This is a genomic window from Bacillus sp. ms-22 (assembly GCF_009759805.1).
In the GTDB taxonomy this organism is placed as follows: Bacteria; Bacillota; Bacilli; order Bacillales; family Bacillaceae; genus Bacillus; species Bacillus xiamenensis.
On the sequence record NZ_CP046653.1, the window covers coordinates 2,093,220 to 2,106,007 of the forward strand.

General features: G+C 37.8%; 14 protein-coding genes and 4 pseudogenes. 3 read left to right on the top strand and 15 right to left on the bottom strand.

The features are described 5' to 3' along the window. Positions 1–171 precede the first annotated feature (171 nt). From GPA07_RS10955 to GPA07_RS10970, 4 genes are all read right to left on the bottom strand, one after another. Complete coding sequence (locus GPA07_RS10955) at positions 172–1,284, bottom strand: response regulator aspartate phosphatase (protein ID WP_071169132.1); 1,113 nt, start codon at positions 1,282–1,284, stop codon at positions 172–174. 240 nt (positions 1,285–1,524) lie between these two features. Then, entirely contained in the window at positions 1,525–2,076 is a 552-nt protein-coding gene (locus tag GPA07_RS10960; protein ID WP_232532041.1) for a BclA C-terminal domain-containing protein, read from the bottom strand. Between the two features lie 44 nt (positions 2,077–2,120). Beyond that, a complete protein-coding gene (locus GPA07_RS10965; protein ID WP_157293150.1) occupies positions 2,121–2,459 on the bottom strand; it encodes a DUF3992 domain-containing protein in 339 nt (112 codons plus the stop codon). Positions 2,460–2,539: 80 nt separating this feature from the next. After that, complete coding sequence (locus GPA07_RS10970; protein WP_008361902.1) at positions 2,540–3,193, bottom strand: CotZ-related putative spore coat protein; 654 nt, start codon at positions 3,191–3,193, stop codon at positions 2,540–2,542. A gap of 386 nt (positions 3,194–3,579) precedes the next feature. Between GPA07_RS10970 and GPA07_RS10975 the strand changes: the two genes are divergently transcribed. Then, positions 3,580–3,951, top strand: coding sequence for an iron chaperone (locus tag GPA07_RS10975; protein WP_157292525.1), 372 nt, complete (start codon positions 3,580–3,582; stop codon positions 3,949–3,951). A gap of 234 nt (positions 3,952–4,185) precedes the next feature. Here GPA07_RS10975 and GPA07_RS10980 read toward each other — a convergent pair whose 3' ends face one another. The 6 genes and pseudogenes from GPA07_RS10980 to GPA07_RS11005 all read right to left on the bottom strand — a co-directional run bounded on the left by GPA07_RS10980 (position 4,186) and on the right by GPA07_RS11005 (position 8,333). After that, entirely contained in the window at positions 4,186–4,671 is a 486-nt protein-coding gene (locus GPA07_RS10980; protein WP_157292526.1) for an immunity protein YezG family protein, read from the bottom strand. A 5-nt stretch (positions 4,672–4,676) separates the two neighbouring features. Further along, positions 4,677–5,081 (bottom strand): annotated as a pseudogene (locus tag GPA07_RS10985) (DNA/RNA non-specific endonuclease); the annotation flags it as partial. A 259-nt stretch (positions 5,082–5,340) separates the two neighbouring features. After that, positions 5,341–5,472 (bottom strand): annotated as a pseudogene (locus GPA07_RS10990) (UV damage repair protein UvrX); the annotation flags it as partial. Beyond that, positions 5,465–5,794 carry a YolD-like family protein gene (locus GPA07_RS10995; protein WP_157292527.1) on the bottom strand — a complete coding sequence of 110 codons (330 nt, stop codon included), beginning with the start codon at positions 5,792–5,794 and terminating at the stop codon, positions 5,465–5,467. The pseudogene GPA07_RS10990 and the gene GPA07_RS10995, both read right to left, overlap by 8 nt. A gap of 128 nt (positions 5,795–5,922) precedes the next feature. Beyond that, complete coding sequence (locus GPA07_RS11000) at positions 5,923–6,402, bottom strand: TIGR01741 family protein (protein WP_157292528.1); 480 nt, start codon at positions 6,400–6,402, stop codon at positions 5,923–5,925. A gap of 5 nt (positions 6,403–6,407) precedes the next feature. After that, on the bottom strand, positions 6,408–8,333 hold the full coding sequence (locus GPA07_RS11005) for a T7SS effector LXG polymorphic toxin (RefSeq protein ID WP_157292529.1): 1,926 nt from the start codon (positions 8,331–8,333) through the stop codon (positions 6,408–6,410). A gap of 493 nt (positions 8,334–8,826) precedes the next feature. Here GPA07_RS11005 and GPA07_RS11010 point away from each other — a divergent pair, with 493 nt between their 5' ends. Together GPA07_RS11010 and GPA07_RS11015 are read left to right on the top strand one after the other, a co-directional pair. Beyond that, positions 8,827–9,645 carry an oxidoreductase gene (locus GPA07_RS11010; protein WP_157292530.1) on the top strand — a complete coding sequence of 273 codons (819 nt, stop codon included), beginning with the start codon at positions 8,827–8,829 and terminating at the stop codon, positions 9,643–9,645. An 86-nt stretch (positions 9,646–9,731) separates the two neighbouring features. Continuing rightward, positions 9,732–10,376, top strand: a complete 645-nt coding sequence (locus GPA07_RS11015) for a TetR/AcrR family transcriptional regulator (RefSeq protein ID WP_232532042.1) — start codon at positions 9,732–9,734, stop codon at positions 10,374–10,376. A gap of 283 nt (positions 10,377–10,659) precedes the next feature. Here GPA07_RS11015 and GPA07_RS18850 read toward each other — a convergent pair. The 5 genes and pseudogenes from GPA07_RS18850 to GPA07_RS11035 all read right to left on the bottom strand — a co-directional run. Further along, positions 10,660–10,888, bottom strand: a pseudogene (locus GPA07_RS18850) (peptidoglycan-binding domain-containing protein); the annotation flags it as partial. After that, a pseudogene (locus GPA07_RS19155) lies at positions 10,886–10,975 on the bottom strand (hypothetical protein); the annotation flags it as partial. The pseudogenes GPA07_RS18850 and GPA07_RS19155, both read right to left, overlap by 3 nt. A gap of 23 nt (positions 10,976–10,998) precedes the next feature. Beyond that, positions 10,999–11,142, bottom strand: coding sequence for a hypothetical protein (locus GPA07_RS19055; RefSeq protein ID WP_332835453.1), 144 nt, complete (start codon positions 11,140–11,142; stop codon positions 10,999–11,001). A gap of 51 nt (positions 11,143–11,193) precedes the next feature. Further along, complete coding sequence (locus tag GPA07_RS11030; protein WP_332835454.1) at positions 11,194–12,159, bottom strand: XkdF-like putative serine protease domain-containing protein; 966 nt, start codon at positions 12,157–12,159, stop codon at positions 11,194–11,196. A 46-nt stretch (positions 12,160–12,205) separates the two neighbouring features. After that, positions 12,206–12,787 carry a hypothetical protein gene (locus GPA07_RS11035; RefSeq protein WP_071169146.1) on the bottom strand — a complete coding sequence of 194 codons (582 nt, stop codon included), beginning with the start codon at positions 12,785–12,787 and terminating at the stop codon, positions 12,206–12,208. Position 12,788: the final 1 nt, after the last annotated feature.

The window sequence follows — 12,788 nt, forward strand, 5'->3', positions numbered from 1 at the left end:
TCATACAAAAAACCCTTGCTGATCATGATCAACAAGGGCGAAATATAGATTGGTGATTAACCACCAATGATTTTTTCTGCTACTTCGAATGAACCCGCTACGTTTTCAGTTAAAACCGCCGCAGCAATCGCTAAACCTACAACGAATAATACTTTTAATCCTGTTTTCATCTTAAATCAACCCCATTCTTTTCATATGTAAATCCGCTTCTAAACTTTTATTCAAGTAAAAAACCGACTGCTCATAAAGTGCTTGCTTTTCACAATATTTTGCCGCAAAGTGTGAAAGCTCTTTTACTTCATGATATTCATTCTTCTCTTCTAACTTTCTTAATTTCTCATCAATTTGCTGAAATCTTTGTGGCACATTCGTTAAGTAAAGATCATGTACAATGCCTATTTTAAGCTGAAACACTTCATGAGAAGCATCTTTTATTCGGGCATATGCAGCCTCTATATACTGGCTTGCACGCTGTTTTTCACCAATCACACAGAGTTCCCGGCTCATCAGATACGTAGAATGGAAAAAGAAATCTGAATCATAGTACTCTTGATGAGACAACGCTTTTTCAAGATGACGTATGGATTCTTTCGGTTTATTCCAAAATGAATATAATATCGCCACATTGTGGTGATGCTGAGCCAGCATAAAGTCATCCTGCTCATTCGTCAAAACCTCTTCCGCCAAACGGTAATTCTCAAGCGCCTCTTCGTACCGGCCAATCTCTGTAAGATTCGCTGCAATAAGAGAGTATGAAAGTGCAGTTCTTCTTTCATACTGCTTGTGACGTTTATAAACGTGCAGGGCTCTGCGAATATAACTTAATGAGAGCATGATATGACTTAGGCGATAGTAAAGCCACGCGATTTTAAAGTCGAAATCAGCACGTTCGATCTCACTTGGAATTTTATCTAAGAGCTTTTCGGCACTTTGATACATCTGTAAGGCAACCTCATAATTCCCCTGATGCTGTTCATACACACCTTCGTAAAAATCAAAATAGTAAGCAAGGCGATTAGACAAATCATCCTCTTTCTTTCCATAATGACCTTCCATACTTTTCGTTGAAACATTGCCTTTTTGCCCTCTTAAATTGTACATCAAAATGTGATGTCTTTTCTCAAGGAGAGAATAATACATCAGGATGTCCGCATCGTCGATTTTCTCTACTGCTTGTTTCGCTTTGGCAAATAACCGTTCTGCCTCATCTGCATGATCTTTTTTGATTTCCATGTTCCAGTCATTTAATAATGATGCCAATTCCGCAACAGGAACTTTGCTCATTCTACACCCCCAATCACTTTCAGCTACATGACATGATTTCACTAAATATGGAACTTCTATTAGCAATTGCTAATTAGTCCATTTGACATCATTTTAATATGAATCACTTGAATCTTCAACAACCGATTCCAATGTCATGGCGTTTCTTTCTCCTAGTCAATGGTGTATACACTAAAAATTCGTTTTTTCTACCAAAAGACACGATTGAATTGAAAAAATCCCTTATTGGGCTTTTTGGATTTATTCCAATCTAATAATGGTTAGTGCAGCTCCAACAGATCCCCCGCCAAGTAATATTGCAGTTGCGATTAAACCGAATATTTGAAGAGAGATTTGATTCCCTGCTGCAAGTGTTGTAATGAGAGATACGTTGTAGGTAGATGTAGATAAAGCAGGTGATAAAATTGATCCTGCTATGGGTGTTCCGTTGTTGATCACCCTTGTTCCTGCAAGCAGTGAAGCGTTTGTATTAATTTGATACGTGATGAAATACCGCCCTGAAACAGGTACAGTAAACACCGTATTACCACCACTTACGGTAAATCCATCTAAACTTTGGTTATTAGGCAGCGTCACTGCTGTTCCGCCTAAAACAACCAGTACCGTACTTCCTGACGTATTGGATGCGTACATCGAATTAGTCGTTAAACTTGTACCGGTTGGACCTGTGTCACCGGTTGAGCCGGTTAGTCCGGTTGAACCCGTGGCACCAGTTGGGCCGGTTACTCCCGTTGGGCCTGTGGCTCCGGTTGGACCGGTTATTCCTCCACACATATTAAGTTGGGCGCACATGTCTCTCACTACTTTCAAACTGTGGAATCTTCAAGACATACACACTAATACTGATAATTGAGAGAAAACGAAACGACAATATTTCCAGTCGATGTTCCACCAGTAGCTACAATCCCAATTGAGTTCAGATCACTTAGCGTAATGGATCGACTCTCTCCTGGTGGTACCGTGAAATCAGGAACAGCTGTACCGTTTATCTCTAAAGTCACAGTAGGAGCTACAGCCACAATCCCATTGTTTTCCCCCATGATGGTTCCGTTTATGACATAAGGTGTTCCATCTGTCCAGACGACAACTGCATCAGCAGCTGCTGCTAAATCAAGTGTGAAGCATACTGCATCATTTACAAAGCCCGCTTGTTCATTACTACATCCGCCTAAAATAGCCGTTTTAACCCTCCTTCAACCTAGTCTTGATAGACTATGATCTAGTGATCTTTAAAGATTGTGCGATTATCCCAGATTTAAAGCTTTATTTTTCTTTTTTGCACCATGTTGATTTGCATGTCTAATCGTGCTTGCACATTTTCAGTTGACGGGGTGTTCAAGATAAATTTCACATCTTTCACAGTGATCGCACGGCTTTCTCCTTTTTGGACAAGAAGATCATAACAAAATGAACCAGTTTGAATCCTAATTGCGACTGGTACATCCTGATGATCTTGATGATGCAACACAACAGTTGCCGTATTGAGAAATTTTGTTCCATTCCGCCATACTTCCACCGAACTGGGCGATGTGGAAAAACAAAGAAATATGTGGTGTGATTCTATGTTTTTTAAAATAAGCGCATCATATACAGGAAGCTCTACTTTCATCATTCCACATAAAAAAGAAAGATCTACAAAAATTTTCGAACTGGATCGATATAAAACTTTTTGACGGCATGTTGATCTATTGCAGCACGGTACAAGAAGCTCTAACACTACACAATTCTGCTTTTCATTGATAGAGCTCAAAGAAAAATAGCAAGTCTTAAACACACTTCTTTCAAAAAACACCCATGAGTCAAAAGGTTCCCCATCTTCCATGGTGAGCAAAAAGGGAGAACTCATCGAACGTTTGTGAATAAATCCTTCAAATTTTGTTTGATTGTTTATCTCTTTTAGTTTACTCATCAACAGGTTTGTCACTTACAATCAGCCCAATTCCATGCTGTATACATATCTATATGGTCTTTTATCATATGTGCCTTTGACTATTTTGTGCGCGATTGGATTAGATGATGAGCATAGCTTTTCATTTTTCAAGTTTCTCTATATAATATGAACAAGAACTTCCGTGCCTCAGTAGCTCTAGAAGGGAAGAGCGCCGTAAAACAATTGTAGCTGGCGGGTCGCAAGGCAAGGGTTTCAGAAGCACCGAAAAGCAAATGAGCTGAGACAGGTGAAACTCCTGTCGGTGAAATTCCGTAGGAAAGCGTGTTGCCCCCTAGCCTATGCTTACGAAAGGAGTGCGGGTTCGAATCCCGTCTGAGGCTTGATGAATATGGAGGATGAAAACAATGGAGGTTTTTGAAGAATATGTAGACAATATCGGTCATCCAGAGCTGAAACAGCGCACGCAAGATATCTTACAATGGATTTCAGACACATTCCCTCAATTAGAGCCAAGAATTGCTTGGAATCAGCCCATGTTCACAGATCATGGCACATTTATTATCGGGTTTAGCGTCGCAAAACACCACATTTCTGTCGCACCAGAAGGACAAGGAATTGATCACTTTTCAGCAGAAATTGTACAAGCTGGTTATGATCATGGAAAAAAGATGTTTCGGATGAAAGAAAGCTTGCCGATTGACTATCCTCTCCTTAAAAAAATCATCGAATTTAACATTGAAGACAAAGCCGATTGTTCCACATTTTGGGGAAAATAATCAACACCCCAATCTGTCATGAAATCAGATTGGGGTGTTTTTGGAGCTTGTATTTTATTTTGTTCTCTTACCTACACATTTCTCTGCTTAGCACGACAAAAGGACGCTGACTTCCCTTTGGATCAGCGGCGGATCGTAAGTGTACCACTTGAAGGGTGTTTTTTTATGTCCCATTTGACTAGGTTAGTCTAACATGACAGGAGGGGTTTTGTTTATTTTTTGTTTTATAATCTATTACATTCTGTTCTCTTTATTTTTTATAAAATTCAGTACTGCTTCTTTATCTTCCTCATCGTCGGGTAAAAATCCAAAAGTTTCATATTCCCAAACTGCAATTCGTTGATCACCATCAATACCTAATGAGAAAATATCTTCATACCCATATTCAATCGAGAATTTACCTGAATGCTCCATCTCAAGCGTGAGATTAGTCCATGAACCATAATTATTTTTTTCATAAAATGTTTTTAACTGTCTAAATAATCGTGTTAATTCAACTAAAAAGTCCATATATACTGATCTACTGATATTAAATAAGTTAGGTATATTGTGCCCGTAAATAAACTCCTCATCACCCCTTTTTTTAAAGTAAAAAGTTATTTCTGCTTCGTGTTTGACCACTTCCGTATACATTCGTATTTTTTCCCATTCAACTGGAATGTGATCATGAATAAGTTCAACTATTTTCCGATAGATGGAATCAATTGTTATGTTTTCCATATTATTCACCCTCCGATTTTATTTTCAATAATTAGATACTTTTCTTTTCCTTCTATGCTATAAAACACACCAAACTCAGAGGGTCTAATTGAATCGTTTAAATATTTCGGCTCAATTATAACTTCTACACGCTTTGGAGGATCAGATGCTAATGCTTTTCTCCATTTCTGTTCCATCTCATACCATTTCCCGCCACTACGATTAATCTGCGAATTCATCGGCACAAGATTATCAATATCACCAGAACCTTTGAAAATAGACGCAATTAAATGACCACCATCATCATCTAACAATCGATCCGGCTTTCCAGAATTGCATTGAGCGTATTGATTTCTTTTGATCTCTCCGTATTTTAAATCACTTGCTTCGACTTTGACAATGCGTCCGTAGTGATCTGTTGTGTACGTATAATTTCCAAACATATCTCGGCCAGTGATCGCTTCGCTGAAACCATTGGTGGCGGTGAGTCCATATAAGCCTTTTTGAGATATTTTCAAGGCATCAAAAGATTTTTGTGACGTCTTGTAAATGTCGACTGCTCTGACTGCGGCTGATGTGGCTTGGGTGGTTTTGTAGACGGCTTTTCCGCCTTTGAAGAGGTTTGCCACGCCTTGTGGCGCCTTTTTGCATAGTGTTCATGCACATGCTTGTCTGATATTCTAGCTCCTTTGTGTTCCCTACAACAGCAAAATAACACTCAAGATGATCTACCCCCATCATTACTGCTGAAATGGAAGCATAAAAGGATTTCATGTCTACACACAATATTTTGTGACGTGGAAACTTAGTGTAATCAATCATAAGAAACACCCACTATGTCATCTAATAAAACAAAGTGAATATCATCTGACAATTCCTTTATATGTAGCATTTTCTTTTCGTAGTTGATGTATTGTGTGAAACCTTTAAGTTGATTGACAACTCCTGACTCATAAATTGAAAAAATTAATGGCTTATTAACACTCATTGCGTAAGCAATTGCTGCCTCAAACTCTTCTGCTTGTTGTTCATCTATAATTGGTTTATCTGTTTTTTTCGTTTCTGCTAGATCTGGTTTAAGTCGTGCTACATGCTCAGGTAACATCATAGCTGTCCATTTAATCGTACCTCTGTCTCTAAGCATTTAATCACTCCTTCTTGAATGATTAAATAGCAACAGAACGAATGTTCTTTACCGATGATTTCTAAGAACTTTTGTTCGATGTAAATATTGGCATATAAAAACCCTCCGAATTAAGGAGGGGAATTGTATTAATTGTTCTCTTCTTTGTTCTTAATAAAATTCAGCACAGCTTCTTTATCTTCCTCATCTTCAGGTAGAAATCCGAACGTTTCGTATTCCCAAACGGCTATTCTTTGTACATTGTCAATACCTAAAGAATAAACATCTTCGTATCCAAAATCAGTTGAGAATTTACCCGATTTCTCCAACTCAAGAGTAGCTGTTGTCCAAGCACCTAGACCATTTTTTATATATTCCTTTTTCAACTCTTCAAAAACTTCACTGAGCTCGAAAAATAAATGTTTATATGTAGTGTTACTTACACTATATCGTTTTGGAATATCGTGTCCATAAACTCGTTCTTCATTATTAGGTTCAGTAAAATAAAAGGTAATTCCTGCTGAATCATCCAATATTTCTGCATACATCCAAACTTTATCCCAATCACATGGAATCATTTCATTAATTGCTTCTGCTATTTTTTTATAATTCAATTCTAACCCTTCCATTATCTTTAGCCTCCAGGTTGATTCTTAATTTTTTCAAGATAGGATCGTTTTCCAATATTATATTCGATTACGAAACTATCTGGTCTTAAGGAATCATCTTTATAAATAGTTTCAATGCTAACTTCTACATGTTTAGGTGGATCAGCCCTCAATGCCTTCAACCATCTTTGCTCCATCTCATACCATTTCCCACCACTTCGATTAATTTGTGAACTCATTGGTACAAGATTATCAATATCCCCAGACCCTTTAAAAATAGAGGCAATTAAATGCCCTCCATCATCTTTTGATAATCGATCCGGCTTGCCTGAATTAGATTGGGCATATTGGTTTCTTTTGATCTCTCCGTATTTTAAATCACTTGCTTCGACTTTGACAATGCGTCCGTAGTGATCTGTTGTGTACGTATAACCTTGTTTGGTTGAATAAACGACATTTGGTTTTAATACCTTTTTGCGTTTCCACCTCACATAGTGATCTCCGTAACTAACAACGGTTGGTGGTGATTTTGGTGCTGGTAATCGTCTGCCTGTCTGAGAGATACCGTATCCTGAGTTGTTGTCTAGACGCTTTGCCATGGAGAGGAGTTTATTTTTTAAGTTTTCTCCATCAAAAACGTTATAAGGGAGTTTCCCTCCACCTGCTATTTGAAACTTTGGTGAATATGGCAATAGATTCGGAATGGTGACATTATCGATTGATTTTGCCCCTTGTTCAAGGCCTTTCTTCACTGTTGTTTTGGCTGCGGATGTCCCCGTTTTTGTAATGGCGCCTGCCCCTTTAGAACCAAACACAATTTCTGCTAGAGAACCAGTTGCATAGGCAAACCAGTGTGACCGAGAATACGCATCACCTTCAATGACCTCTTTTTGGAATGAATCAGAAATAGATTTCCCAATCGCTTTCGATGTTTCAATTGGATGAGAAACAGCTGTCACAACTGATTCTACAGCCCCACCAGGATCAGTGACAAGATCATATATTCCGGTCACTGTATCTTTTGCCACATCGTATAGACCAACCGCTGCACCTTTTACACTATCAACGAATACCTCTGATGCTTCTTCCTGTGCTTTGATTTGGAGAAGCTGGCTGTAATACATTTTTTGATCATATGTGAGATTCTCATAGCCTATCTCATCTACAATCTCAAAGTATTTCGCTTCTGATATACACGAAGGATCATTGAGCTTTTCTTTCAGTTCTTTGATTCTTCGTTTTTCTTTTTCTTCTTTTTTCACATTTAAATATGCTTTCACCTGTGCATCAATTTGATCATGGTTTTTGTACACATCTGTCTTATGAAATGCTTTGGCATCATAATACATTGGCTGGGCGTTTTTCCCTTTTCCTGTAGCAGCCATCATCTTTGCATAAAAAGTGTTAAGGTGATTCTCAACCGCTTCTGACTTTGCGTATTCTGTTTTCAAATCATGGTCTATTTTATGTAAAGCATCAATAGTCTCTTTTCTTTTTTTGTTCGCATCGTCTAAATGTTCATTGACCTCTTTACTTGAAAATATGTGTAATTCAATCAAATCACTGATATCATCAAAAATAGTGGACAGGGCTTCTTTTTGTTCTTTGACCATATCTTTATTGTTCTGAATCCCTTGTTTCAATTGAGTGTCTAAAAAGTGCTCATCAATAAAAGTACTCCCGCCTAATGATTTGTCATCAAGCTTTCCTTTCACCCCATCTAAAAAAGCTTTTTGCATCTCGATAAAATCAAGATAAGTGTCCGTGTAAAGCGCAAGATCCTCATAAAAAGCCTTAATATTATCTGCACCTTTTCCAGTAAATTCATCACCTAATCCCGACACACTTTTTAGTGCTTTTTTCACATGTTTCATTTCTTCTTGAAGGTCATGATAGGCTTTTGACCTTTTTTCTACAGCTGTTAGTAAAGATGGAGCATCTAATATTTTCATATAAAAAAGACTCCTTTTATGGAATATTCTTTTAATAGAATACCATAAGGAGCCTGACACTTTAATCCACTTTATTATTTTTTAACCAATAATCCATCAGAGATGTCTTTTGATTCGACTGTTTGGAGATCCTGAATGAAACTATTTATACAGAAAAGTGCACCTAGTGCTACCAAAGCCTTTTGAGCATGATATTTAAAAATAAGAAAGTGATTTTCAAATCATAAAATGGAGCGGCTAATTAATAATAAAATTCAGCTTTTTCTAATTTATTATCAACATAAGCCAACTTCTTTTCAGTCGTTCAAACACCTCCACAAAGACAATACGACATGTATTGTCCACACTTCATAAAGAAAACCATTTAATCAAAATTCAAATAAATGATAAAACATATGAATCATTCTCCTTTACAGTTGACTACAGGTCATTTATAATTGACCGTAAGTCATCAACAAATGACCTCTGGTCAAAAAACAAGGAGGAATAACAAATGAGTAAAAAAGTTGCTCTTATCACAGGTGCATCAGCAGGTATCGGAAAGTCCACAGCAATTGAATTAAATAAGAAAGGATTCATTGTTTATGGTGTTGCTCGGCGAAAAGAAATGATGGAAGACCTGACTTCTCAAGGAATTAGCACCATTTCTCTTGATGTCACTGATGAAGAGTCTATGGTAAACTGTGTACGTGAGATTTTGGACAAAGAAGGAAGAATCGACGTGCTTGTCAATAATGCGGGCTACGGCTCATATGGTGCGGTTGAAGATGTATCTATGGAAGAAGCTCGAAGACAAGTAGAAGTAAACCTGTTTGGCCTTGCCAGAATGACACAGCTTGTTCTGCCTAGTATGAGAAAAAACAACTATGGAAAGATCGTCAATATTTCTTCTATGGGTGGTAAAGTGTGGACATCATTTGGCGGGTGGTATCACGCTACAAAATTTGCAGTAGAAGGTTTTTCTGATTGCTTACGATTAGAAGTTGAACCATTTGGTATTGATGTCATTTTGGTGGAACCTGGCGGAATTGCAACCGACTGGGGAGTCATTGCAGCAGAAAAACTTAGAGCAGCTTCTGCAAAAGGAGCTTATAAAGAAGCTGCCAACAAATCAGCAGATAACATGGTAAAAACTTATTCAGGAAGTAATTTAACAAAACCAGAGGTCATTGCAAATACAATTGTGAAAGCTGTCACTGTAACGAAACCCAAAACGCGTTATTTGGTTGGGTTTGGTGCCAAACCTATGGTATTTATGAAGAAGCTTCTTGGTGATCGTATGTTTGATAAGATCATTAAAAGGTTCAGCTAATCACATGATTCCTTATACATCTCTTTGTCTGACTCCAAATCAAAACAACCCTTTGAAATGGAGGTTGAAAAATAATGAAAAGAGCGATGACAGATGAAGCAAAGGCTCTAAGAGCGCAATCGATTTTAGATAAAGCAGCGGAGCTTTTTGAAAAACATGAATATAACCAAATTAAAATGTCTGATATCGCCAAAGAAGCAAAGCTATCTAAAGGCATATTGTTTGTTTATTTCAAAACGAAAGAGGCCCTTTTTTTTCAACTATTATGTCGAGAATATGTAAAAAGGCTGGATCGATTCATTGAGATTATTTCAGAAACAAAGATCAAAAACCTTCAGGATATCAAACATCTTTTTCTGAAAGAATTGGAAGAAATAATAGATCAAAATCCTATGTATATTAGATTAGAAGCTATTCGCACTTCTGTGTTAGAAAGAAACGTTGACTCTAACACGATGCTTCAATTAAAACTGAAGTTATTTCAAAAGTTAACGGAAATGACCGACTTGCTTTGTGAAAATCAAGTGATCAGTGAGGAGCAGGTAATGGATATCTTTCAAGCTGAGGCAGCAATTGTCATTGGCTGCAAGCTCACTGCAACCTTACCAGATGAAGTCATAACCATTATTGAAAATCATGCTATGCAAGACTTTAAACGAGATTTTAAAACAGATGTGATGAATACAATGTCTTGTTACCTTGATGGTTATTTAAAAGGCCTTGAGGCTTAAAGTTTTAATCTTCTCCACAACAAAAATGATTGCAACAATTCTTTGGAAATGGTCAGTGAATACTTCCATCTGATGTTTTAAACACTCACATATTTGCAGAATCGCCATCTATAGCAAAGTCTTTTTTATCTTGAATGAACCGCTCTCATAACAACACAATATTAAAGGGACTGACCCCATAAAGTGAGACAAATAAAAACACCATTAAATTGAAAACCGGGTATAGCATACCTGAGAACAATTTGGAGGTGTTTTTGTATGGGAAAAAGAGTTAGTTATCCGATTAGTGTAAAAGAAGAGGCCGTTCAAATGAGGTTAGCTGGAATCGTTTGACCGCATTTTCTGTCTTTGGACTATAGTAGCCGTCAATGCCGTTATTTTTCGCCCCTTTATCAGGGTAGAAATATACAGCAGCAAGGGCTTCCTGCAATGCTTTTACTCCAGCGCCCTTTGGTCAAAGGCTTGGTCACTTTAATGATGCCAGATGGTAAGTTAAATGACTTCTTTGACGTGCTTGATTGGGTCGGATTCATGAGACCACCTGTCTTTAAAGTAGCCAGCGTCACTTCCGCTTTGTTAAGTACCTCTTGATTTCTCACTCTAGTTCCTCCTTTTTCTCGGCTTAAAGCAAGCCGTCCCATAACGCTTCAGATTTTTGTACGTCTTGTTGTTGATCTCCTACTCCATTACCTTGCGGACGTGCTTTTTCAAGCGCTTCGACTCTTTCAACAACTGGAGCCAGTGCCTTTTCTACAGCTACGCCCATTTCTTTTGCGACCTCTTCATCAATTTGTTTTTCTTGGGGATCAGGCTGACCTTAGCCTTCTCCCTTCTCAAGGTCATCCAGTCGCTTTACAACCGGTGCAATTGTGTCATCTAGCATCTTTTGCAGATCTTCTTTATTCACTTCTTCGTCCTCCTCCTTCTCTTCCGTTTGACTCAACAGATTGTCGATAGCGGCTCTTGCATTTTTCAATTCAGTTAAGTTAGCAGCTGAAAACTTTCGGCCAGCTTTTATGATTTCTTCAGGTGGATCAGTTTGGATACCAGCCAAGTCATCAGTAAGCAAAATCTCTTGTGTAATTTCCACAAAGTCTTGCAGTGCTGCCCTTACCTTTTCAGGATCAGTCTCCAAGTCTTCATCGTCGTAAGAATCCCATTTAAACAAAACGGAATTCAGTGCATCTTGTGCCGCCCAAAACTCCCGACGCATGCGGCCTTTGTCGTACCTGTTCTTCACTTCTCCTTTTGATAAAAAGAAGTTTTTGAGCAAAGAAAAAAGCCCCTTCTCATCAGAAGCTGGCTTGTGATCCTCTTGTTTTCCTATATCCGCTGTTCCGGCCATAGAGTATCCGGTGATTTCCCCCTTTTGAATCTGTTCCCAGATTTCATCAGATGCTTTTGTCACAAGGACCCACGATCCTTTCTTGATAACCTCATCGCCCATTTCAAAGTCAGACGGAGCAATGTACGATTCAACGACTTCCCCGACACCGCCTTGGAAATCATGCTGCTTGTCGATTTCACGTGCATCCTTCAAGAATCCGTGTGCCGCTTTCTCAATTTCTGGTGTCATGTAATCCCCATGAGCATCCGCTACGTTTGGTTCATAAACAATACCGTACACAAGACGCTGTGCATCATCAGCTTTGGCAATGACCTTAATCTCTTTTTGAAAGTCTGGCTGCTTTTCCGACTTCATAAAAAAGAACTGCTTTTGATTAGCAGCCTTGTCCACGTATGAAACGTGTGTGATTTTTGCATTTACCAATTCACGTGGCAATTCATTCACCTCCTTTCAAAAGAAAAAGCCTTCTTTCTAAGAAGACTCACTTATATCTTTTTAATTGTTTTATAGCATTAAGATAGCGAGATAAATCTTCACATGTTTTAGTAAATTGCAGTTCAACATCTTTTGTCAACGGTTTGGAAAAGTAATCAGGAAGCTTTCGAGTATCCGTAATAATTTTAGCTATTTTACTATTAATAACTTTACGTTCTTGTAAATAAGTAATAAGAGAAGGTATATCCAAATCCGCAATTTGTTTTTTGTGAGCTGCTTTCCGATCAACAGTAAAGTACAATTCAAGAATTTCCATATCAAGTGAATTTAAACTTTCATACACACTTCTATTTTTTTCAATTTTCTTTTCAGACGATTCCATCTTAATGTTTTTAACACCTTTATTTTCGTCAATTTCTAAATTTGAACCATTCTCAAATTTTAATCCCTCTTGAATTTCCTCTAACTTGTTCCTAATGAAATTCAGTTCAAAGCCTCCATATTTTATGGTTGCTATATCTTGAATAAGATTAGTAATAGGTTTCTTTAGCATGGCAATAACAATAATTATTAGAATCGGCCATATCATTGCTGTAACAATAGAAGATATTAATTCATAAACATTCATA